Consider the following 22,687-nt stretch of genomic DNA (forward strand, 5'->3'; position numbering starts at 1 on the left):
CGTTTCTGGCTCTAGCGAACGGTAAGCAAGTCTCCAGAAGAATGGCTCGCCGACGCTCTCGAACGACACTCGCCCGATTCGGGAAATGTCCGAATTTCGGGACAGCGGCACGTTCCAGGGGGAGAGAATGCCCAAGCGTCCCAATATTGTCTGGTTTCTTGCGATCGGCGCCACACTAACTGGTGTGGCCATGCCCATGGGCACTCCTGCCATCGCCGTATCCGCCATCACGAGCCATCCCAACCAGAAATCGGATCCGCCGAGTGATCGGATCGCTGCGGCGATGCGGGCTTACCTGCGGGATCTGGCCGCAAAGGAGCAGTTCACCGGCACAGCGCTGGTAGTACGGCGCGGGGAGGTGCTGGTGCGTGCGGCTGCCGGCGCGGCCGACGCAGAAGAGGACATCCCCAACCGGCCGGACACGGTCTTCCGAATCGCCTCGGTCACCAAGCAGTTCACCTCGATGCTCGTGCTGAAGCTGCGCGACCGTGGGCTGCTTGGCCTGGAAGACCGGGTCTGTCCGTATCTCATCCCGGGATACATCAGGACCTGCCCGCAAGCGTGGAGGCCCATCACGATCCGCGAGATCCTGACGCACACCTCCGGCATCCCCGACATCCAGCAGCTGCCCGGCTTCTATATCAAGCTCTCGCAACCGACCACGACCCGGGAGCTCATCCAGCGGTTCGTGAACAAGCCGCTGGACTTCAAGCCCGGCACCAGCTGGAAGTACAGCAACAGCGGCTACATCCTGGCCGGGGCGATCATCCAGGCGGTGACGCGCAAGCCGTACGGCACCGTACTGCACGAAGAGATCACCGGCCCGCTGAGCCTTCGGCACACCGGCTACAGCAGGAGAAATCCGCCCGCCGGGTACGCGAAGGGCTACTTCACGGTTGGATCACCGGCCCCGCCCATCAACGGCTCCCAGGCGTTCTCCGCGACCGGCATCTACGCCAACGCCGACGACATCGTCCGCTGGGACCGGTCGTTCGGCGCGCACACGGTCGCGCCACCCGCCACCGTCAAACAGGCGTTCACACCACAGGCACCGTGCCCCTCCAACGGCTGCCTCAACCTACCGTCGAGCGCGTACGCCTTCGGCTGGCTCGTCGACCGGCTCCATGGACACCGGCTCCGATACCACCCAGGTCTTCTCCAGGGCTACGCGGCGAGCAACATGTACCTGCCCGATGACGACATCGCGGTAGTCGTGCTCAGCAACGTGGAAGAAACTGACACCAACGGCATCGCTCGCCACCTCGCCACAATGGCCCTCAAGTCCGCGAGTGCTCACGATCACTAGCTGTGACCGGCCGCCATAGCAGACTGGGGCAATCGACGGTCCAAGGGTTCGCTCCCCCACCCCAGCCCATCAAAGACGATGTTCAGTCCAGCTCTAGCCACCGCTCCACCGGCTCAAGCAGACAGGCGAACGGTTCAAGTCCCCCCACCGATCCGCTCACCCTATGTGACCAACGCCAGCGGACAAGGCATGTTCAGGGCTGATGGTCGTGCCATTAACAGGGGTAACTAGAGGTCAACTACGGTCACTCATGACCAGGCCATGCCCAGGTCAGGGCGTCCACGGGCCGTTATCCATGCAATTCCCAAGCTGACAGCGCGGGTTCGATTCCCGTCACCCGCTCCAAGCGTAAAGGCCCAGGTCAGGGAGCATATATCCCAACCGGGCCTTGATCATTTCGAGTGCCTTGTCGCTTCTGTGCAATTGAGGGATGCCCGGGTGCGATCATGGCCGCGTGGTTGACGTCACCTTGGACGGTTCCGATGGCTCCGTGGTCTTGGTGAAGCTCCAGACCGATACATGGGAACTCAACATTCGGGCACCTGTAGCGGACTTGGTACGTCTCCGCGACATCAGGCAGGCGGATTGGGATTCTCGTCGTTCCCTCGCCGTGGGCACCTGCGCTGGCTCTCCCGTCTTCTGGACAGTGAGCAAGGATCAGGCGGCCATCCTCATCGGCCATGACGACGAGACGTGGGACATGGGGATCAGCGTGCCAATGGGAACCGTAGATGAGATCGTCCGTCTCGCCAGTGAACGCATGTGACAACGCCGATCTTTCGGGAGCTATGGTCAACTGGCGGGAACGAAGAGGCCCGGGCACGGTGAATGCGCTGAAACCGACCGGCGTGGCCGTAATCCAGCAACGACGTCACCCGCAGGCGGCGGAGGTCAGCCGCAACCTTCGAATTGGGGAACCGTGAATGTGAGTGCCAGGCCGGACTTCGCGAACCACTTCTGCAGCAGGTTCTTGGCGGTTCCGTCCAGGTACATCTCCGTGATGGCCTTGTTGACCGCCTCGCAGCCGTCCAGGTCGCCGGCCTGGATGCCCACGCCATACCGCTCGTCGCTGAACGGAGCGTTGACGATCTTCAAGTCCGGGGTGGCGAAGCCGGCCAGGATGAGGTCGTCGGTGGAAACCGCGTCTACCTTCCCCGCATTCAGATCGGATATGCATTCGCTGTAGGAGGCGGCCTCGACCAGCTCCACGGCGATCTTGCGTTCCTCCTTCACGCGACGCCAGGAATTCGAACCGGTCACCTGGCACAGCTTGCGCCCCTTCAGTGCCCGCACACCGGCGATCCCGCTCTCCCCGGCCCGTACGAGGGTGTCCTGGTGAGCGACGTAGTACGGCCCGCCGAAGGCCACTTTCGTCTTGCGTTCCGGAGTGATCGAATAGGTTGCGACGACCAGATCTACCGAGCCCTCCATGAGCGCCTTCTCCCGCTCGGACGAGGGGGTCGCGACGAACCTGGCGCTCTTCCCCAGCTTGCGGGCGATGTAGGCGGCCACATCGACATCGAATCCGGTGAACTCGCCGTCCGCATCCTTCATCCCCAGCCCGGGCTGGTCCGGCTTCACCCCGATGACCAGGGAATCCTTGTCGAGGATCGACGAGCCGGCGGCGCAGGCAGGCACCGAAAACAGCGCGACGGCCCCAAGCAGCACCAAGGCGGACGCGCGGCGCAAACGGCCCGTCCCGGTCAGCGTGACCATGAACATCTTCCCTTCACCGGTATTCGGCGAGCCGGGGCCGGACGCCGACCAGGATCAGCAGGCCGGCGACGACGGCCGCCCCAGGTAACAGCAGGTCCCAGCCGTCGAGGGCGCGGTTGCCCGCCGCCACGGCGGCGCCGAATGCCTGGCGGCGCAGTGCGGTCAACTCGACGAGGGTATCGTCGTAGGCCCCGAACGATGCACCCATGGCCTGCCGCACGGCGTCGCTCTTCTTGCCCGCTGTGGCGAGCTGCCGCATCCGCCGGTCATCATGCTGGAACTGCTGGTAGTGCGTCAGCACCTTGGCCAGTGTCTCGCGCTGGCCGGGCACGGTGACGCGGTCGGCCTCCGAGCCATAGAAGCCGAGGAAATCCGCCTCGCCGGGGAAGGCGGCCACGGCGCGGTCTACCGCGGCGTAGTACTTGTCCAGGTTCCCAGCGGGGACATAGAGCACCGACTGTGACTTGTCCAGATATACCTGCTCATAGGTGTCCGCCCGCTGCGGGTCAAGCAGATACCTGCTCTCGTCCCCGTGCAGGCTGTTTCCGATCGCGCGTGCCCGGGACAGCACGAGAACCGAGTCGAAGCCATCCTCCTTGGCCACCCGCAGCTCGTCGGCCGCCCGCTGCAGGACGAGCACTCCCGCGACGGTCAGCACGCCGACGACGATGGTGGCCGCCAGCAGCGCTGGATTGATCGCCCGGCGAAACCTGCGGGCCAGGAAGACCTGCAACGCGGCCAGAACGGCCAGCGCGAGCGCCCCGCCGAGCGCCACCCAGAACCTGCCCACCAGGACGGCGGACGACTCGGCCGCGTACGCGTGCCTGACGACGGTTCCGCTGTCGAGCGTGAGGTTGTAGGCCTTGGGCAGCAGGTCCAACCGCATCAGGTCGGTGGCCTGGCGATAGGCGTCGAGAGCCGGCTGCGAGGGTGGTCCCGGGACATGCGGGGACTGCTCATCCAGGAGGAGGGCGCGCGACACAAGCCGCTCGTAGCGGCCGAGCCCGTCCAGTACGGCACGCACGGTCGCCTGCCCCGTCGGGTCGCCGCGAGCCAGGTCGGCGGCCTGCAGCACGGCGCTGTCGGCCTGCGCCCGGCGCTGGTCGTAGCGGTCCAGCGCGGCCTTACGGCTTGGCCCGCCTTCTTCCCCGGCCAGCAACACGGTGGCCACCTGGGCGTCCATATCGCTCAACGCGTAGTAGAGGTCGGCGGTGGCCACCACCTGCGGGCCGGCTGTGTGCCCGATCGTGCGCAGCCCGTCCCCGGCGTGGCCCAAAGCCACGCCCATCAGCGCGGACAGCAGGCCGACGGCGAGGACGGCGACACCTGCCCCGGCGCGGATCCGCCCGGGAACCGTCCGCAGCCGCGGGGTGCGCTGCGGCGAAGAGGCGGGCGTGGGCGCGGCTACCGGCCCGGGTGGAGGGATGGGTGCGGGCGCGGGGCCGCTGGTAGAGGTGATAACGGCCATCTCAGCCCTTCCGCACCGTGATGCTGGTCCATGCGCCGACGTGGATGCGGTTCCCGTCTTCGAGGGGGATCAGCACGTTGTGCTCCACCGGCTTGCCGTTGACCAGGGTTCCGTTGGCCGATCCCGGGTCGACGAGCTGCCACGTCCCGTCGTTCTGAGCGAGCAGCACCGCGTGCAGGTGGGAGACGCCGGGATCCTCGGGCGGACCGGCCAGGTCTATCTCGGGGAACAGCGCCCGCGATTGGCTGCGCCGCCCGATTCTGACCTCGGGCCCGACCAGGGGCACCCGCCGCTCCGGGCAGTACGGCGGGAACGCGACGCGGGTGGCGTCGGGGCCGCCCTGCGCGATCGTCGCCTCGTAGTGGCCACGGTCCGCCGTGATCACCGCGACCCAGGCGGTGGCCACCGTGGACGGGGCAGATGGGGTGGACGAAATGGAGGGCCGCGACCCCCGGCTCCCGCCGCCTAGGACGAAGTCGTACCCGCAGCTCTCGCAGAATCGGCCGCCGCGTGGGGCCCCGCAGTCGGGGCAGTCGTTCAGTTGGTCGGCGGTGGAGGGGACGGCCGGAGCCGAAGCGGCCGGGCCGGCCGGAGCCGGGGTGCCCGTCAGCAACGCGCCGCAGATGTCGCAGTACTCCTCGTCCGCGGAATCGTGCCCTGCCGGACAGATCGCCATCTCAGGCCTCCGGGTCCTTGCGCATCCGGACGGTGCGGACCGACCGGGTGTCGAGCGCGATCTCGTCCGCCTTGTCAACGTCCCGCCGGAGGCGAGCGGTTCCCGTCGCGGGGTCGACCTCGACCACCTTGTCGAGCAGCTTGGCGGTCTCCTCGTTGCCGGCCTTCTCGGCGATGGCGCGGGCCTTACCGAGCCGGGCGGTCGCGGTGTCCAGGTCGCCGTCGTTGCGGGCCTGCAGGCCCTCCTGGATGAGCGAGGCGAGTTCCTGCTGGCCGGTGTAGTGCGCCACCCGGGGGTTGATGCGGGTCGACTGGACGGGGTCGTCACTCCACTGCGCCAGGATGTTCCCTTTGGCCAGCACCTCCCCGGACTCGGGCAGGACCAGCCTGACCAGTCCTGCGCGCATCTCCTGGCCGACGTTCCCGGCGGGCACCCGTACGCTGATGTGGTACTCGCGGGATTCACCGCCCCACGCTCCGGTGGGGTAGTCGCCGGTCAGCTCGTCCACCTCGGTGCGGCGGCCGGTCAGATCCTCCAGCGCCGGCGAGACCTGCTTGACGAAGCTCAGCTTCGCCGCCCGCGGCGTCCACAGGCGCAGCGCCACGTCCGCGACCGTCTTGCCCATCGCCGCCTGGGTCATCGCCCGGAAGTCGGCCTCCAGGTCCTCGGGCCGCCGGATGTCCATCACGCTGCCGAGCAGGGTGGAGGCGATCTGGCGAAGCTCGGCGACCACCCAGTCGACGCCCACTCCGCGGCAGTCGCAGACGAACTTCCCCGCGCAGTACGACAGGTTCGCGGCGAACTCCGGAGCGCGCTCGTACTCGTTCTTGCCGTCCGTCAGCAGGATGGCATGCTTGATCGCGCCGGGGTACGCCCGCTGGTACTCGCTGAACAGGTCCGCGGCGAGCCGCAGCCACCGGCCCATCGAGGTCCCCCCGCCGGACACCAATCGGGCGACGGCCTCCTTGGCGGCGTGCCTGCTCTGCGGCGTCGCCGGCACCAGCACCGCGCGGTCGGGAAAGACGATCTCGGCTTCGTGGGTGCCCGCGATGACCGCGAAGTGCACGCCGTCGCGGAGGGTGTCGATGGCGGCCTGTGCGGCCTTTCTCGCCTCGGCGATCTTGTCGTAGCCCATCGAGCCGGAGGCGTCGACGATGATGATCTCGGCGGCCTGGACCGGGGCGGCGCGCTCGATCGGGCCGCTCGCCTCGACCGTGACGATCGCGTGCACGTCCCCACTTCCCACGGGAAGGTACTTGTTCTGGTCCACGCGCAGGGTGAAGTCGGTCACTGCTGCTCCTTCGGGAAGACCACGGTGGTCTCGGCCTGCTCGCCCTGTCCGAAAGGGATCACCAGGACGGTTATGTTGTCGTGTCCGCCCGCCTCCAGCGCGAGCCGAGTCAGTCGCTGCGCCGCCGCACGGGGAGTGGCGTTCAGGGCGACGGCGGCGAGCGCCGTCGGCTCGGGGTAGCAATTCCACAGGCCGTCGCTGCACAGCAGGACCACGCCCGGCCCGTCTGGGGTGAAGGTGCGGATGCGCGGCATGACGTGGCCCGCGTCCGCGCCCAGCCAGGCGGTCAGCATGTGCGTCCCCGGGGTGGCGTCGTCACCGGTCAGCAGCTCGGACCCGGATCCGAGCCAGTAGGCCCGGCTGTCGCCCACCCAGCCGATCGTGACCTGCCGCCCGCCGGCCACCGCCGACACGTAGGTGCAGGCGGGCGCGTCCTCGCCCGGCAGGGCCAAGGCGACGACGGCTTCGGCGGCGAGCCGTACCGCCTCGCGGGTCGCGGTCTCGGGGTCGGCGCCCTCCTCCAGATGCTTGGCGAGGGCGGCCGCGGCGGTGTCGGCGGCGGTCTGGGACGCCTCCTCAGGGCGCGGCGAGGTGGATACTCCATCGCAGACCACTCCTGCGACCACCGTGCCCGCCACGGTCAGCGCCATGGCGTCCTCGTTGCGGCTGTGCCGCAGGCCGCGGTCACTCACCCCGGCCGCGACCTCCAACTCGATCTCGACGTGGTCGCGGCCGGAGGGCTGGAGCATGCCGCAGTTCTCGCAGTAACCGTCGGCCCCGACCGCCTGGGCGCCGCACGCGGTGCAGCCGGCGGCTCCCAGGGCGTGGCCGCACTGCTCGCAGTACGCTTCGCCCACCAGGACGAGCGTCCCGCAGGTGGGGCAGGCGCCGCTCACCACAGCGTCCTCGGGCGGATGGAGTTGGCCAGGTCGACGAAGTCGTGCCGTTCCGCAGTGGATGGCGCCGATCTGGCCAGTGCCCGGTAGACGCGCTCCAGTTCCGCGCGCACCCCCTTCTCGTGCAGCGGCGTACCCAGCAGCGTCGCCTGCCCGGCTGAGGCGGCCCGCCTGGCGGCGACCCGGCCGAGGGCGCTCAGCAACACCTCCGCGAGCAGACCGTCGCGGTCCCTGGCGTCGAGCTTCAGGTTCCGCAGCCGCTCCCCCGCGGCGACCAGTTCGCCTTCGGCGGGGTCATGTCCTCGTACGGCTGCCGCCACCGCGGCCGCCTGCGCCGCGGTGTGGTGGATGGAGGTCGCGGGCACCTCGTCCAGACCGGCGGTCGCCCCGGCGCGGTCAGCCCCCGCCAGCCGGAGCCTGGCCAGGCCGAAGCCGGCACTCACGTATGACCGGTCGGTCTGCCAGATGGCCGCGTAGTGACGCTCTGCCTCCTGACCCGCTCCGCCGGCTTCGAGGGCGAACGCGAGGGCGAGCCTGGGCGCGGCCTCACCGGGGAGCCACGAGTAGAGCCCGTCGAAGATGCGCACCGCCTCGGCGGGGTCCCCCGAGGCCAGCTGCCCGACCCCCCGATACCACCAGATCCGCCAGTCTCCCGGCAGCTGTCCTGCGGCGTCCGCGAGCAGCTGGTCCGGGACCGGACGGCCGAGTTCGCTGAGCACCCTGATCAGCGCGAGTGTGGTCTCGGGGGTGGACGGAGCGGATTCCAGCAGTGCGACAAGCTCGGCGGGGTTTCCCGACGTGAGGCCCGCGAGCAGGCCGGCGGCGGGGTCGAGCGGGTCCACCAGGGGGACGGGCAGCGCGGACGCGGCGGCGAGGCGGTCGAGCGGCCCGAAGACCTGCCCCGTGGCGGCCGGGGCGAGCTCGGTTCCGACGGCCTGCCGCTCGGGGCCGAAAGTTGCGGACTGCGCCGGGCGGGGGACGCCCTCCTCCGCGGCGCGCACCTCCCTGAGCACGCCGACGAGCTGGTCGGACATCTCCGCCGTGCTCTGGAACCGCCGGGCGGGCTCTGCGTCGGTCGCCCGTTCCAGGAACCGGCGGTAGGACTCGTACTTCAGGTCGATGGCCGGCAGCGGAGCTGCGGACCCGCCGCTGACGGGGCTGAACGGGAAGCTCAGTACGGCGAGCGTGCGCCCCACCGTGTAGAGGTCGGAACAGACCGACGGCCCGTCGGCGGCGATCTCCGGCGCCTGGTACCCGACCGTTCCGTAGATCGCGCTGTCCTCGTCGTCGATCCGCCGCACGGCGCCGAGATCGATGAGCTTGAGCTGCTCCTCCACCTGGATGACGTTGCCGGGCTTCAGATCGCAGTACAGCAGGCCCCGCTCGTGCAGATAGCCGAAGGCCTTGAGGGTCTCCAGCCCGAAGGCGATGGCCTGGGCGACCGGGAGAGCCTGATGGTTGTCGCTCTCCCGCAGCCGCGCGCGCAGCATCTCCTGCAGCGGCACGCCGCCGACGTACTCCATCACGATGTAGCCCACCATCGTCCCGGTGCCGGGGTCTGGGTGGGTGACGAAATTGAAGATCTTAACGATGTTCGGGTGGTCCATCGCGGTGAGGAAACGCCGCTCGGCCTCCGCCGCGGCCAGCGCCTCCACGTCCCCGGTGTCGAGCAGCCCCTTCAGGACCACCCACCGGCCTTCCAGGTTCCGGTCGGCCGCCAGGTAGATCCAGCCGAGACCACCATGTGCCAGGCAGCCCTTGACCTCGTACTGCCCGCCGACGAGGTCGCCGTTGGCGAGCTTGGGCGTGAACGAGAACCGCCAGCCGCAGTGCGGGCAGAACCCCTCCGTCCGTCCCGTCTGATCACCTCTGCGGCGGCCCACCGGCTTGCCGCAGTCGGCGTTGCCGCAGAAGCGCCGGTCCTCCGGCACCTGGGGGTCGGCCAGCACCACCCCGGCCGGGTCCTGGTACGGCACGGCAGGCACCTCGACCAGGCCCATCCCGAGCTGTCCCCGGCTCGACCGGCTGCTCCCGGTGCGCGCCGTACCCGACATGTCCAGCCGGGCGGATGGCCTGGTCTGCGGAGCCGAGGGCGGCGCCGTCTCGGATTGTGCGGCCATGCCGCAGAGGTCGCAGTACCCGTCCTCAACCGTGCCGCCGCATCCCGGCTGGGCGCATTTGATCACTCTGCCCCTCCGATCCGGCTGATCGCCCGCTGGTAGGCGGAGATCGCGACGGTAGCCTGCCGCAGGTCGCACGGTGCCGTCCAGAGCAGGGTGCGGGCCTCGCCGTACAGCTCGCGGAGCGCGGCGTCCTCGGCATATCCGAGCCGAGCCACCTTGGCGTGGTAGGCCTCCAGGCGGCCACGCAGCTCGTTACGGCGGCCGATGAGGCCCGCCATCGATTCGGTCGCGGTCCGCGCCAGCGCCAGCGCCTCGTCCACGGCGCTTTCCAGCTCGGTCAGGCGGTTGACCAGCTCCAGCCAGCGGTCGCGGGCCGTAGCCAGCACGCCCAGCCGATCTAGCAACGCGGCGGCCTGGTCCGGCAGCGTCGGCAGCGCGGGTGAGGCGATCTTGACGAGCACCGTGTCCCTGATCGAGCGGGCCTCGATCTCGGCCTCGGCGACTTGCGCGATGCGGTCGCCCAGGCGGCGGGCCCGGTCGCCGTACTCCACTCGAATCCGCGCGGCCTGCTCCAGCAGCCCGCGACGGGCGGTGAGGTCGGCGAGCAGTCCGTCGAGTTCGGCGCCGAGGGCGGCCGAACCGAGCGGGTCGGCGGTGACCGCCGCGCGGATCCGGTCGATCCCGGCACTGATGCGATCCAGATCCGGATCGGTGCCCTCCAGGTCGCGCAGCAGGTCCTGAGCCGAGCGGCGGGCGCGATCAGCCTCGTCGAGCCGCGGGAGCAGCGCGCTCCATGCGTCGTCTGCGGCCGCGACTGTCGCGGCGATGTCACGGTAGGCGGCGTCCATCCGCGCCACCACCGTGTCCAGCGTGATCCACTCGCCCGCGGCGCGCAGCAGCGACCGCTTCTCGACCGGTACGTTCTCCGGCTTCAGCTCAACCGATGGGCCGGAGAGCAGCCCGGTCAGCGCGGCCAGGTCGGGCTTGCCTGCCCTGAGCTGCTGCGCGCGATCGAGCACCTTCCGGTAGGCGTCGAACAGCCACCACAGGGTGACCGCTCTGGCCTGGGTTTCGTCCCAGCGGCGCCGGGTCTCCCCCGTCAGCCGCGCTCCGTCGAGCAGTTGGTAACCCGGGTGCGAGTCGAGGTCGAGCAGGTCGTTTGAGATCCTGTCACGTTCCTCGGCACGGCGACGCAGCGCGAAGTCGACTCCTTCGATGCTCATCGGCGGGCCATCGGCCCTCGGCATGGCCAACGTTGCTAGCGCCTCCCCGAGTGAACAAGATTGTTATCACCCCATTCTTTACACAATTTCGGGATTCGCGCGCTACACGCGCCCCCGGCGACGTCCGCAGGCCGACTCCAGCCCTTGAAGGCGCGCCTCGCGTGATCGTGGTGGATCTGTGTGGTCCTGCGCTCTCGGAGCCTCACATTGCCCGAGGCTCCGGTGAGTGCCTCGGATGCGGAGCCGTCGCGGGATCATCCGGCGGCGGACATCGCCCTCTTGCGCCGGGTGTCCAGGACGGCGATCACCGCGAACGCGACGACCGCCGCCGCGACGGCGACGACGTAGCACCACGGGGCGGGCAGGTAGTTGGCAGCCAACAGCGCGTTCGGGCCCTTGTCGGTGAACGCGCGGAAGATGATCGCCATCGGGCCCTCCCAGACGCCCGCGACGAGCGTGAGAAGCATTGCCAGCCGGTACCAGGCTTCGTTCACAATCCACCCCCATTGAGATACGAACGTATCAATGAGACCATCCAAAATTGTCTACAACAAGGAGTTGATGGCCAATACGTCACGCTAATGAAGCAGCTAGGCTGGCTGGGTGCGTGACGAAATGAAATGTCGGGTCTGTCGTGGCACAGTGCGGCCGTCCACGCGCGGCCGTCGCCCGATCTACTGCTCCCGCGCCTGTCAGGCCCGGGCGTACCGGTCCCGCAGGAACCCGCCGGTCCCAGCACCCGCCGCACCGGAGCCGGCCGGTCGCCGGCGCCAGATCGCCGAGGCGGTCTGGCGGATCGCCGCCGAGCGCGGCCTCCAGATGGCCACCGTCCGGGAGATCGCCGCCGAGGCGGGCGTGTCCCCGCGGGTGGTGCAATACCACTTCACCGACAAGCACCACCTGCTGGTAACCGCGCTGCAGATGCTGCACCGGGAGAACGAACGCCGGGCCCAGGAGCGGATCGCGGCGCTGCGTGACGCATCCGACCCGCGGGTGCTGCTACGTGCCACCCTCGAGGAACTGCTTCCGCTCGACGACGAGCGCCGCACGAGCCTGCGGGTGATGACCGCCTACTACGCGCGGAGCCTCACGGATCCTGCGCTGGCGGCGGTCTTCCTGCACGAGGGCAGCCCGCTGGAGCACTTGGTCGCCGCCCTGATCGCGGCGGCCGGCGCCCGGCCCTCGACCGACGCGGCCCGGGAGGCGGACCTGCTCGTCGGCGGCGTGGCCGGGCTCGGGCTCGACCTGCTGCACCGGCGCCGCACCCGGGCGGACGTGCGGCGCACCTTGGACTACCACCTGAACCGCATCCTGGCGGAGCAGCCATGACCGGTCCGCTGGGCGCGGGTGCCCGGATGGTTCTTTGGGTGCACGGTCCCTTCGGCAGCCTTCAGCTGAGCTGTTCGGCCAGTCCTACGATGATGCCCTCGGGGCCGCGGACGTAGCAGAGCCGATAGCTGTCCTCGTACTGCGCCAGCTCGCCGACGAGTTCGGCGCCGTGGGTGCGCAGGCGGGCAACGACGTCCTCGATGTCGTCGACGGCGAACATGATGCGACGAATGCCCAGCGTGTTCGCCGGTGCGTCCTTCGGCTCGGCGCTGATCGCCTTCGGCGTGTGGAACATCGCCAGCTCGATTCGGCCGTGGCCGTCCGGGGTCCGCAGCATTGCGATGTCCTGCCGGACGTCGTCGATCCCGATGACACGCTCCACCCAACGTCCCTCGATCGGCGCCTTGCCCTCCAGCTCCATGCCAAGTTCGACGAAGAACGAAATAACAGCGTCAAGGTCGTCGACAACGATGAGGACGTTGTCCATCCGCTGAATCGCCATGCTGGGTCTCCTTGGTACGGTACGGCCACGGTGGCCGCATCCGCTCCTGAGACGGAGCCGCCAGGCCGTTCTCGACATCCTCTTCGAGAACCTCTTGACGGTGGCAGTGCCGCGCGCAGCTCAGACCTTGATGACGATGACGCGTCCGCCGCACAGGGTGGCCAGGTCCTCAGGGTCGGAGGTGAGAACCGTGACGGGGCCAGGGGCAGCGAGGGCGGTGGCGCTGAGCATGGCGTCGATGGCGTACTTGTGCCCGTGCAGGCCGGCGTCGGACAGAAGTGTGGCGGCGTGGCGGGCGATCGGTTCGGTGACCGGTTCGACGACAAGGCGGGACAGCGTCCACTCCAGGGCCGGCCGGTTGATGCGGGGGTGGACCACTTCGACGAGGGTGGCGGCGGAGGTGATGACGCGGAGGTCGTCGGCGCGGGCGAGGGCGAGCCATGCGGTGACCGTGCGGTCGCGCAGGACGGCCTTGGCCAGTCCCTCGCTGTCGAGGACCAGGGTGCCGCCGGGGGTGGCGGGAGAACGGGTCACGCGGCGTCCGCCCCACCGTGGGCCTGTCCCTGCCGGGCCTGGTGGAGCTGGTCGCGCAGCGCCTGGACTTCGTCGTCGGTGATGGGGCCGTGCTCGGCCTCGGCGACCTGGATGAGTTCACTGAGGTTGTCGCGCTCGATCTGGCGGGCGACGGCGGCGGCGACGTAGGCGGACAGGCCAGAAGGGCCGCTCCGGGACCGGGCGGCCTCCGCGATGTCGCGCGGCATGGTGATCGAATACTTGCCAGTAGGCTCGCTCATGCTCTCTATCCTACCCCTTATCCTCCTGCCGCTTCGCCAGCGCCGTACTCACGTCGGGTGGACCGCCGCCGGTGAGATGCGCACCGGCGAGGGCTGAGCGGCCGGTCACCATACGTACTCGGCTTTGGCAGTTATGCAATTGCGTAAGCCCAGGTCAGTTCGTCGTCGCTGATTTCCGCGGGGTCGGGCTGAGCAGCCCGGGCCCGGCTATCCGATTCTTGGACGGGTCGCGGGTCAGCGTGGCTGCGAAAGCCGTGACGGCCTGCGCGACGCGGCGCAAGGGCCGCTGCCTTACTGTCACGCGAACCGGCCCCACTATGATCACACGTCATGCTGAGTGTCCTTGAACTGCTCAAGACCGCCTTAGCGCTGGGGGCGGTTGCCTTGACAGCCGCTGGTTTCCAAGCCGCGCGGAATAAGACATGGCGTTACGTTGGGCGACCGATCACGATGGCCATTGTGGGCATTAGCTTCACTCTCTCAGCTGGAGTCATCGCCCTCGTGGAGCTGCCGAACACAGAGCAGTTGCCTCCGGCAGGGGCACTTCGGTTCCGGGATGATCGAGAATTGCAAGAACCAGGTTCGTGAGTGGCTAAGGTGATTCCTGATCGTCCCGCCGGAAAGAATCGAGGTAAAGCCCGGCTCCGCGATCGGAACCGGGCTTCAATCTGAATAGGTCGCGTCAATTCGCATTCGCGGGGGATCAGACCTTCTCTCTGGTCCGTTGGGCCACGATGAATGACGAGATCACGAGCAGGGTGAGCAACCCCCAGTAGGCGAAGCCCTTTCTGCCGTGCATCGAGAGGTTCGCACCTAGGTACGTCAGGCCGGGGATCAAATAGATGGCGGCCGCGAGCGCCCACCTGGCATCCCGAATTGCGACCGTGGCCCAGAGCACGGCCCCGAGCACCAGCACCTCGACGCCCGCCCGGGAAAGCAGCCACGGCAGATACTCCACGTAGCTCAGGCCGACGGCGAACTGCAGCCCCCAGCAGAACGCCGGAACAAGAAGCCACAACCATGATCGAGCAGGAAGGCCCTTCCCGGGCCTCACCGCGAGTACGGCCAGGCCGGCGGCAATCACCCAGAAGGGCATCATGCTCGACACCTCGACATAGGCGGGACCGAAGTCGGCCACCCTCAGCGCATCGCCTCGGAAGACCAGAAAGCGGCTGGACTCGATCGCCGCGATCAGTGCCAGGGGAAGCGCCAGCCGTACCCAGCCGCGGATGATCGCCACCATCAGCACGATCGCGCCGAGGGTCCAGATCGGCCGGATGAGATGCGGCAGCATCTCGATCTTCATGGCGAACGTGGTCGTCGCGACGGCGAGCACGCCCAGGTGCAGCCCGTCCGCCCACCAGGGCGCCCCGGTGGCCCTGGCGTTCCGCGCGCGGGCGGCGAAACCGCCGACGATGAGAGCGATCGCCTCCCTGAGCGGGGGACGGCGAGTCTGCGGATCGGACGCCGCCATCAGCGTGGTGACGAGTTCCTCACCGTGCCAGTCGCGGTAGACCTTCGGGTAGGCCCTGAGCAGACTGCGGTAGCGCCGTTCGAGCGCGGCCTCGGCGCTCATGCGCCCATCACCGCGATCTGGCCCGTGACGACCCTGGCGGCCTGCTGAAGCCGTACGGCCTCCTCGCGGACGGCGGTGACGCCGTCGTCGGTGATCCTGTAGTAGCGCCTCGGCCGGCCGTCGACGACCTCTTCACGGTCGACCACCACCAGGCCCGCCTCCGCGAGCCGGTCGAGCGCGCCGTACAGGGTGCCGACGGCGAGTTTCACCCGCCCAGCCGATTGCTCACCTGCACGTTTGATGATCCCATAGCCGTGGAGAGGGGCCTCTAGGAGTGCGGCGAGGATGAAGTACGTCGCCTCTGTCATCTTGGTCATGCGGGGACCATATATCGGGAGCCGATATATGGGCTAGCACTTTCGGCCAATTGCACATCTGCCTACGTGTTCGGGACCTGAGCCTTCTCGCGCTTCCGGTGCATACGTCCGTCGACATTGGGGTGTGGCCCGCGAAGGTAGTCTCGACCCAAATTGAGCCCAGATACCGAGAGACGCGATGAAGATCCGGAGTGGGACCGCGGTGGCAGTCCTGATCGCGCTGGTGCTCGGTGGATGCGGCGCCGAGCGACGGCCCGGCTCATCCCCGGCTGCGTCACCGCCCGTGTCACCGTCGGCCCCGGAGCCGATGCCGTCAGCGTCTGCGCCGCTCGAGGGCAAGGGCGGCCACAATCCCGACGACGTCAACGGCGACGGCTTCGCGGACCTCGTCTTCACAGCCCTTCGCGCCGACGAGCGGACCTATCTCGCGATCGTGTACGGCTCGGCGGACGGGCTCGACTCCGGCACTCGCACGGTGACGACCGGTACGGGCTTCGACTTCGACCTGAGGACGGGTACCGGCGACCTGGACGGCGACGGCTTCGCCGATGTGGTGGTGTTCGGCCTGGCGACGAGTGCGTACGTGCCTCGCCGGCCGTACCTCATATGGGGCGGCCCGAAAGAGGTGGAGCGTGACGCGCGACCGACCCCCGTCCAGGTGCCGGTCACACTGGACCACTTCTCGCGCCCGGCGGTGCCGGGGGACTTCAACGGCGATGGCATCGCGGACCTGGCGATGCCGGTGCCGAGCCCGGATCGGCCTGGCGACGACCTGGCTGTGCTGTACGGGCCCTTCACCCGAGATGGCGCCCCGCGCCGTCACACCATCCAGCCCTCACCCACCGGCGGTGAGTTCGGACGGCTGGCCGCCAGCAGAATGGACGGGCGCCACGCCACCGACCTGCTCGTATACCTGGTCGACGATGGCGAGCAGGTGCCGTCGTGGCTACTCGAGGGCGGACCCGCCGGGCTGTCTCCCCGGGCCCGCAGGCTGAACGCGGGTAACTCCGCCGCGTTCGGAGACTTCGACGGCGACGGCCAAGGTGACGTCGTGGTCGCCGATAGCGGCAGCCGTAATAACGAGCCCGGCTACGAGACTGAACCGCCGGGGGTCGACCGGGTGGTGACGGTCTACTTCGGCGCGGCCGGGCGCAGTCCACAGGTGCTCGGGAACATCGGCCCAGCCCGCGGGATGGCGGCGGGAGATTACGACGGCGACGGGCACGACGATCTCGCGATCGGCCACGGAGCCTCGGGGGTCGAGATCCTCCGCGGCGCGGGAGACGGGCTTAGACGTGGCGGAGAAGTGATCCACCGGTCCGCACCGGCCGTCGGGCCGGGCCGCAAGCTGAGCGACGAGCAGCGCGCGGCGCGCCCGTGGGGGGCGGCGGACTACGACAACGATGGAAGGGACGAGTTGCTGCTGGCCTTCACGTCGTCCTGGATGTCGCCTCCCATGTCACTGTGGTGGGCAACCGATGGCCGACAGGACGAAAGCAGCTTCGCCAGTGGCGCCTGGTAGGCGGGCACGGTGGGCGGGAGCGCCGCCAACGACGAAGAAGCAGACCAGGCCGCCAGCCGGGGCTCGGCCGCCAAGCCCCAGAACTCGGGACGCCGTAGGCTGCGCAGCATGACCGACATAGAGGGCACGGTGGCGTCTGTCCGGTATGTCCTCGGTGATGGTCCGTTCGCGGAGATTGGCGAAGCACGCGTGGTGGTGACCGATCCCACCGGTGAACACATCGCCGTCGGCGGATCGGCAGGTTACCCGCAGTGGGCCGGGCGCGACGTCGCCAAGACCTCTGGCACGGGAGTCTGGAACCACGTCGGCGTCTACGACGCCCGCACGCTCCGGTGTAGGTGGTTGTTACAGCTGCGCTGGCCCGTCAACGCCCTGGCCTTCCATCCCGAAAGACCGATCCTGGCCGTCGGTTCGGGCTCCTACGACGGCGGCTACATGTTCGAGGGAGAGCTGACCCTCCTCGATCTCGACTCCGGCCGTGACGTCTCCATCCTCAAGGCGTCCCGTGAGGTCACCCGGCTGTGCTGGCGGGACGGGCAGACGCTGGAGGTGACCCTGTCGGTACGCGACGACGACGAGCTGGAAGAGCTCGGTACCTCCGCGGTGACCACCACGATCACGCTGGACGACTGGACCGCCGTCTCCGCGCGTTCGGTGCGCGTCGCCGACTTCCCGGCCACGCCGGTCGAGGGGGTCGACGACACCAACCGGGCCACCGCCGAGGCGGCTCTGCGCGCCATCGCCTCCGGGATGGGGCTACGGCGCGTGCTGCGACGGCGTGTGTGGGCCGTCGCGGCGCTCGCCGACGGGCGGGTCTTGGCCGGTCTCGACCAGGTGGCCGCCGAATGCTGGACCGGCGCGGGCGAGCCGTTGTGGTCGCTGCCCACCGACGGCACGGGCTGCCAGATCCTCGTCGACCCCGGTGGCGCGACCGCGATCGTCAACACCTGGAGGGGGCGCTGGGACGATCCGCGCGCCATCATCGAGCGCGTCGGTCTCGCCGACGGCTCCCGCGAACCGCTCCACATCCTCGGCTATCCCGCCGTGATCACTACCGACGACAGCGGCCGTTTCGCCGTACGCGATACCTCCTACGAAGGCGGGCACCGGCCGACGCCGGTCTTTGATCCGTCCGGCGCGCTGGTCGCCGAGGTCCAGCTGGGGCGCTACGACCTGTTCAACCATTTCTTCGACATCCGCCGGGCCCCTGCTCTGTTGTTCCTCAAAGGCATGGGCAAGGAGCCATACGAGGACAAATGGGTGGTCGCTCTGGACCCGGAGCGACACGTCATCGAGCCCCTGTTCCCGCTGGCGTGGGATGCCGTCTGCGGGAGGCAGATCCTCGATGCTCCCGGCGTGTTCATCAGCGATGCCGAAGGCGATGCGGTGATCCACGCGGGCTGGCTTCACCATGGACATGGCCTGCTGCCCGGCAACGTCCACGTGGTACGCAGGTCCTACCCCGACGGTCGCGCCCGATGGACGCACTCCGCCGACCACCAGGTCACTGCGGTGGACGCCCTCGGTGGCATCGTCTACGTCACCTTCAACTCGGGTGAACTACTCGCGCTCCGCACCACCGACGGACACGTCCTCGGCCGCCAGAGGCTCATGGCCAACGGCCATCCCGTGGTCCCGCTGTCCCTCGGTACGCACCCGCCCGACACCGTCGTCATCGGCACCATGGACGGGCGCATCCTCGTTTGCCGCGTCGGCAAAGCCTAGATCCGCGCCCCTCCTGGAGCCCCCGTCGTGCAACGGACGCGGCCCTATCATGCTCTAAGAGGACATGCGGGATGAGGACCAGTTCGAGAAGTTCGTGGCCGGACGCGCCGATGCGCTGCTGCGCTTCGGGTACGTCCTGTCCGGTGACCCGCACGATGCCGCCGACCTCGTCCAGGAGGCGCTGGCCCGATTACGCGGCTCATGGGCGCGCGTCCAGCGCAAGGACGACCCGGAGCGTTACGTCCGCACCACGATGACGCGCCTGCACGTGCGCGCCTGGCGGATGCGCACCCGGGAACGGCCGACGGCCGAGCCGCCCGAGTACGGCGGGCCGGACGTCTACGACGAGACCTCCGATCTGAGCGACGCGCTGGCCCGGCTGCCGCGCCGCCAGCGCGCGGTGATCGTGCTGCGCTATTACACCGGCCTGCCGGACGAGGAGATCGCCGCCACGCTGGGCGTCTCGCAGGGCACCGTGCGCAGCCAGGCGTTCCGCGGGTTGGCGCGACTGCGTGGGGAACTGACGGCCGACGGGGTCAGGAGACGTTGATGCGCGACGAATTCGAGCGGAACCTGGAGTCGGGCCTGCATCTCCTCGCCGAACGTGCCCCGGCGGCCCCTCCCGACCTTACGACCCGGATCCGGGCCCGGCGTGCCCGGGCGTGGTGGTGGCGCCTGCTCGCCGCGGCCCTCACGACGGGGGCCGTCGCTGGGACCGGTGCGATCGTCACGGCAGGCCGCTCCGTCGAACGTGTTGTGCCGCCCCCGGTGACGATCCGTCCCATCGAGCAGGTTTACCCGGACGCGGTGCACGAGGTTCCAGCCAGGCTGCCGGACGGCCGGCCGTACGATGTGGTGGGGATGATCGACCGAGGGCACGCGCTGCTGGGCTCGCACCGCGACAGCCGCTCCGATCGGACCGACGGGCTGTGGTCGCTCGACCTGGCGACGGGCTCGGCGACCCAGCTGGTGAAGGTGAGCGCGCCCAAGGGCACCGTCGTCAGCGCCTGGTACACCGCGGTCGGCGAGGGGCGCCTGGCCTGGTGGACGGCCCGCCGGGTCATGGGGAAGATGACCACCACCTTCTTCACGGCCCCTGTCACCGGAGGCGAGCAGCGCGCCATCGCCGAAGCCCCCGGCTACCCGCTGGCCCTGGCGATCGACGGCGGGCGTCTGGTCTGGACCCGGTCGGGCGCCGGCGGCGCGTACGAGGTGCCGCTCACCGGCGGCACGCCGAGGCCGATCGAGGGCACGAAAGGGCTGCACATGGTGCGCTGGCCGTGGCTCGGCCGGCCCGGGTTCCGCCTCGAGGACCCCCCGAACGTCGTGCACGCCGAGATCGTCAACGCGCTGACCGGCGAACGACGCACCGCGCCGGCCTGGCGGGCGCCTACCTCCTGCTCGGTCACCTGGTGCGTCAGCCGCGACCGGGTCGGGCGCCGGGACGGCACCTCAATGCGCACCATGCCGAGCTGGCAGCACAACGCGCCCGCTCTGGACCGCTTCCTGCTGTTCACATCACCCAAGTCGGACCGTTTCCACCTGCTGGCGGACCTGGCCACGGGGGTGACCACCGATCTGCGCCCCGATGACTCCCCCTCGCTCGACCACCTCGCGACCACGCTGACCTACCGCAGGGGCGACAGCAAGGTGATCGTCGACCTCACGGCGATCGACTGACCAAACGCAAGACAGACCAGGTCCTTATGACGCCGGGAGCCACGTTAGCCGACTAGCCGTTTGCGCCAGTCCAGCGGTGTGATCGTGATGACCTGCTCGGGTTCGCCGTTCCACACCACCGACAGCCCCGCCTCCCCAAGCGCCGCAACGACCTCCCGGCCGATTGATGTCGTCGTCACGGGCGAACCGTCGAAGCCGCCGTACAAGATCGTCAGTCCGTGCCCGTCCGCAGCCGCGTCTGTGCACTGGGAGTGGAAGTAAACGAAGCCACGGGCGTCCGGAGAGGCCACGTCACCGATCTCTGCCTGACCGCACGAACGGCAACAAGTGAAATCCTCCTGGGCCGTGATGCCGGCCGCCTCCAGCGCCGTGAAGGCCCGGGTGAGCCGATCCGGGTCCGTTTCACCCTCCCAGGCGGACTGCTCCTCGACCCGTTCCACCCACATCCGGTCGACCAGTCGCCGGGCCTGCTCAGGCGAGACCGGCCGGCTATCCCCGGAGACAAGATATTCCTCCGCGAGCTCCACCAGATCCGCCCGCGTGGCATAGCCACCGACCAGCGACCTACGGACGCGCTTCTCGAGCCGCTCACGATTGCCGTCATCGAGCGCGAGCGGGAGCACCGGATCCTGACCGGGCCACAAGTCCAGCGGCACCCAGCCCAGCCCCGTCTCCCAGCCGTCTTCCATGCGCGCCCAACCGGTCATCGCCGCGATCACTGGCTCCGGTCCGTCGAGGATCACCTGGAAGTGCCGGTCAGGTGCGCCATCGCGGTACTCCAGCGTGTAGTCGCCCCCGGTCCTATGGGCCACCTGGATGAAGACATGGGGCAGGTCGGGGATCCGCTGGACGACCAGGAACTCGTCGTTCTCGCCGCCGATCCGGCGGACCAGACCGGCCAGCTCCTGTGGGGTTATCCGGATGTGCCGCTGCCCGTTCTCTGTCTCCACTGTGATCGCAAGCATGTTGATCACATTGACAGAAACGGCCAACACGAGGCCTGGTTTCCCGTGACTGCGGCTAATTGAAAGCCGGTCAGGCTTGCTCTCGGGCCATTAGCGGGCCATTGACCAGAGGGTCACCCCCGGCCGGTTCGAAGCCCAGCTCAGCGCCCGCCCCCACCGATCCGAAGGCGAAGCGCCGCAAGGATGCTTTGATCAAGTCGTCATCGAGGCGCCTACCTGAGGTCGTCGTTTCCGGTCAGGAGGCGTCCAGGGATGCGTAGCCGCACTTCACACTATTGAGGGCGGGCAAGCCGCTACGCTCGAAGGCGTGAGCGCGCGTCCAGTTGATCAGCGGCTGGAGCGCTTCCAGCAGGAGGTGGCGACATGACAGCTGAGCCGTACGAGCCGATCACCGTGCGGACTCCGGATCAGATCGTCGAGTCGCTGAACGGGGATCGGAGTCCTCGTAACATCCGTGCGTGCCTGCCTCCTGCCGACCGCGGCCACTTCGACAAGGACTACCGGCAGGCTATGGCTAAGGCCACCGAGGAGCTGAACCTCTCACCTGTAAATGATCTACTCGCGCACTGGTGGCATATAGCCCGGATGAAGGCGACTGGCGAATACGAAGAGGTTCTGGAGCATGCCACTCGAGTGCAAGAGCAGATCGAGAGCGGAGAGTATGTTCCAGGGCGGCCGCTACGTGAGGCCTTGGCCGAGCGGGCTGCCGAGCTCGGCGTGAAGCTGGACCTATAGAGCCTTCGCCTTAGCTTGTCTCGAACGGCGAGCCGAAACGCGCAAGACAGTGCCAGACCTTTTTGAGTGCCTGCGGGTCATAGCGGCCCGTGCCGGCCGCAGTTCCGATGATCCGCGGATCGAGGTGATCGTCCACGGCTATCTCGGCAGCCAGATCAACATATTCCTGCCCGCGGTAATCCGGATAGCGCCGCAGGCGATCAATGGCGAGCCGGAAGCCGTCATGCCATTCAATTGGGCATGGAAGCCGGTGGGCGGCAGCTTGCACGGCGGTTCCGCGGTAACTCGGATCCAGGACCAGTGCCTCCACGTCACGGTCGAGCCTGACCGGTCCGTGCACCTGGGCCTCGATGTAGTCATCCAGGGCGTCCGGATTATCGGCCTCAGCCAACTCGATGAGTGCCATGCGGGAGACGACACCGAAGGCCGACGGTTCAAAGAAGCTGTCCGGATAACAGAACGTAGCTCGTGAAAGGGCCTCTGTGGTCAGCCTGAAATGGGCGGATCCGAAACGCGGCGCCGCACCGATGGGCTTATGGCGGAAGTTCAGTGCGCCGTAGACAGGGCGATCGTGAGCGGGTGCGTGGTCGTAGGCGCCGCCGAAGATCCGGCTCTCCCAGCGCCACCGGTCCCCGCCCGAATGGGCGGTCAGACCGCCATTGCTTGTGCCCGTGATGAACTGCGAGTGGTAGAGGCCGTCGTCCGCGAGGCTGAGCAAAATCAGCCGGTCGCCCACCTGTCGGTCCGGATGGAAGTTCAGCGTCACACGCATGTGGGGGTCGAGGGGGCCACCTGACGATAGGGCCGCGACATGGCGCAGGGCTCGTTCTTGCGGTGACCCGG

The 22,687-nt window shown here is 68.7% G+C and carries 23 protein-coding genes; 8 read left to right on the top strand and 15 right to left on the bottom strand.

Annotated elements, in window-relative coordinates; translation table 11 throughout:
• Positions 1–190 precede the first annotated feature (190 nt).
• Both Amac_RS18470 and Amac_RS18475 read left to right on the top strand, forming a co-directional pair.
• On the top strand, positions 191–1,306 hold the full coding sequence (locus Amac_RS18470; protein WP_246268464.1) for a serine hydrolase domain-containing protein: 1,116 nt from the start codon (positions 191–193) through the stop codon (positions 1,304–1,306).
• A gap of 454 nt (positions 1,307–1,760) precedes the next feature.
• A complete protein-coding gene (locus Amac_RS18475; RefSeq protein ID WP_155355618.1) occupies positions 1,761–2,072 on the top strand; it encodes a hypothetical protein in 312 nt (103 codons plus the stop codon).
• A 125-nt stretch (positions 2,073–2,197) separates the two neighbouring features.
• Here the strand turns inward: Amac_RS18475 and Amac_RS18480 are convergent, their stop codons facing one another.
• The 8 genes from Amac_RS18480 to Amac_RS18515 form a co-directional block, all read right to left on the bottom strand.
• Complete coding sequence (locus tag Amac_RS18480; protein WP_155355619.1) at positions 2,198–3,022, bottom strand: glutamate ABC transporter substrate-binding protein; 825 nt, start codon at positions 3,020–3,022, stop codon at positions 2,198–2,200.
• Positions 3,023–3,035: 13 nt separating this feature from the next.
• Positions 3,036–4,490 (bottom strand): GlnX family signal transduction membrane protein, encoded by a 1,455-nt coding sequence (locus tag Amac_RS18485; RefSeq protein WP_246268448.1) that lies wholly within the window; start codon positions 4,488–4,490, stop codon positions 3,036–3,038.
• A 1-nt stretch (position 4,491) separates the two neighbouring features.
• Positions 4,492–5,166 (bottom strand): FHA domain-containing protein, encoded by a 675-nt coding sequence (locus Amac_RS18490; protein WP_155355620.1) that lies wholly within the window; start codon positions 5,164–5,166, stop codon positions 4,492–4,494.
• 1 nt (position 5,167) lies between these two features.
• Positions 5,168–6,457, bottom strand: a complete 1,290-nt coding sequence (locus Amac_RS18495) for a vWA domain-containing protein (RefSeq protein WP_155355621.1) — start codon at positions 6,455–6,457, stop codon at positions 5,168–5,170.
• A complete protein-coding gene (locus tag Amac_RS18500; protein ID WP_246268449.1) occupies positions 6,454–7,353 on the bottom strand; it encodes a PP2C family protein-serine/threonine phosphatase in 900 nt (299 codons plus the stop codon). The genes Amac_RS18495 and Amac_RS18500 overlap by 4 nt, the downstream gene beginning before the upstream one ends.
• Positions 7,350–9,539, bottom strand: a complete 2,190-nt coding sequence (locus tag Amac_RS18505) for a serine/threonine-protein kinase (RefSeq protein WP_155355622.1) — start codon at positions 9,537–9,539, stop codon at positions 7,350–7,352. The genes Amac_RS18500 and Amac_RS18505 overlap by 4 nt, the downstream gene beginning before the upstream one ends.
• Positions 9,536–10,699, bottom strand: a complete 1,164-nt coding sequence (locus tag Amac_RS18510; RefSeq protein ID WP_155355623.1) for a coiled-coil domain-containing protein — start codon at positions 10,697–10,699, stop codon at positions 9,536–9,538. The genes Amac_RS18505 and Amac_RS18510 overlap by 4 nt, the downstream gene beginning before the upstream one ends.
• Positions 10,700–10,953: 254 nt before the next feature.
• Positions 10,954–11,193 (bottom strand): hypothetical protein, encoded by a 240-nt coding sequence (locus tag Amac_RS18515; protein ID WP_155355624.1) that lies wholly within the window; start codon positions 11,191–11,193, stop codon positions 10,954–10,956.
• A gap of 148 nt (positions 11,194–11,341) precedes the next feature.
• Between Amac_RS18515 and Amac_RS18520 the strand changes: the two genes are divergently transcribed.
• The gene (locus tag Amac_RS18520; protein ID WP_218041150.1) at positions 11,342–12,028 is read left to right on the top strand and encodes a TetR/AcrR family transcriptional regulator; all 687 of its coding nucleotides are present in this window, start codon (positions 11,342–11,344) and stop codon (positions 12,026–12,028) included.
• Between the two features lie 61 nt (positions 12,029–12,089).
• Here Amac_RS18520 and Amac_RS18525 read toward each other — a convergent pair whose 3' ends face one another.
• The 5 genes from Amac_RS18525 to Amac_RS18545 form a co-directional block, all read right to left on the bottom strand.
• Complete coding sequence (locus tag Amac_RS18525) at positions 12,090–12,515, bottom strand: VOC family protein (protein ID WP_218041156.1); 426 nt, start codon at positions 12,513–12,515, stop codon at positions 12,090–12,092.
• Between the two features lie 135 nt (positions 12,516–12,650).
• On the bottom strand, positions 12,651–13,064 hold the full coding sequence (locus Amac_RS18530) for a type II toxin-antitoxin system VapC family toxin (RefSeq protein WP_155355626.1): 414 nt from the start codon (positions 13,062–13,064) through the stop codon (positions 12,651–12,653).
• Entirely contained in the window at positions 13,061–13,324 is a 264-nt protein-coding gene (locus tag Amac_RS18535) for a CopG family transcriptional regulator (RefSeq protein ID WP_155355627.1), read from the bottom strand. The genes Amac_RS18530 and Amac_RS18535 overlap by 4 nt, the downstream gene beginning before the upstream one ends.
• Before the next feature lie 703 nt (positions 13,325–14,027).
• Entirely contained in the window at positions 14,028–14,900 is an 873-nt protein-coding gene (locus Amac_RS18540; RefSeq protein ID WP_155355628.1) for a hypothetical protein, read from the bottom strand.
• The gene (locus Amac_RS18545; protein ID WP_155355629.1) at positions 14,897–15,217 is read right to left on the bottom strand and encodes a PadR family transcriptional regulator; all 321 of its coding nucleotides are present in this window, start codon (positions 15,215–15,217) and stop codon (positions 14,897–14,899) included. Before Amac_RS18545 ends, Amac_RS18540 begins: the two co-directional genes overlap by 4 nt.
• A 307-nt stretch (positions 15,218–15,524) precedes the next feature.
• Between Amac_RS18545 and Amac_RS18550 the strand changes: the two genes are divergently transcribed.
• From Amac_RS18550 to Amac_RS18565, 4 genes are all read left to right on the top strand, one after another.
• Positions 15,525–16,739 carry an FG-GAP repeat domain-containing protein gene (locus Amac_RS18550; protein WP_170322552.1) on the top strand — a complete coding sequence of 405 codons (1,215 nt, stop codon included), beginning with the start codon at positions 15,525–15,527 and terminating at the stop codon, positions 16,737–16,739.
• Positions 16,740–16,847: 108 nt separating this feature from the next.
• Positions 16,848–18,464: a hypothetical protein gene (locus tag Amac_RS18555; RefSeq protein WP_155355631.1), complete on the top strand. Its 1,617-nt coding sequence runs from the start codon at positions 16,848–16,850 to the stop codon at positions 18,462–18,464.
• A 64-nt stretch (positions 18,465–18,528) separates the two neighbouring features.
• A complete protein-coding gene (locus tag Amac_RS18560) occupies positions 18,529–19,014 on the top strand; it encodes a SigE family RNA polymerase sigma factor (protein ID WP_155355632.1) in 486 nt (161 codons plus the stop codon).
• Positions 19,014–20,144: a TolB-like translocation protein gene (locus Amac_RS18565; protein ID WP_155355633.1), complete on the top strand. Its 1,131-nt coding sequence runs from the start codon at positions 19,014–19,016 to the stop codon at positions 20,142–20,144. Before Amac_RS18560 ends, Amac_RS18565 begins: the two co-directional genes overlap by 1 nt.
• A 44-nt stretch (positions 20,145–20,188) precedes the next feature.
• Here the strand turns inward: Amac_RS18565 and Amac_RS18570 are convergent, their stop codons facing one another.
• Entirely contained in the window at positions 20,189–21,109 is a 921-nt protein-coding gene (locus tag Amac_RS18570; RefSeq protein ID WP_155355634.1) for a DUF6891 domain-containing protein, read from the bottom strand.
• Between the two features lie 363 nt (positions 21,110–21,472).
• Between Amac_RS18570 and Amac_RS18575 the strand changes: the two genes are divergently transcribed.
• Positions 21,473–21,844, top strand: a complete 372-nt coding sequence (locus Amac_RS18575; protein ID WP_155355635.1) for a DUF6247 family protein — start codon at positions 21,473–21,475, stop codon at positions 21,842–21,844.
• Between the two features lie 10 nt (positions 21,845–21,854).
• Here Amac_RS18575 and Amac_RS18580 read toward each other — a convergent pair whose 3' ends face one another.
• Positions 21,855–22,616, bottom strand: a complete 762-nt coding sequence (locus tag Amac_RS18580; protein WP_218041151.1) for a DUF3626 domain-containing protein — start codon at positions 22,614–22,616, stop codon at positions 21,855–21,857.
• Positions 22,617–22,687 lie beyond the last annotated feature (71 nt).

Origin of the sequence: Acrocarpospora macrocephala, assembly GCF_009687865.1 — a bacterium.
In the GTDB taxonomy this organism is placed as follows: Bacteria; Actinomycetota; Actinomycetes; order Streptosporangiales; family Streptosporangiaceae; genus Acrocarpospora; species Acrocarpospora macrocephala.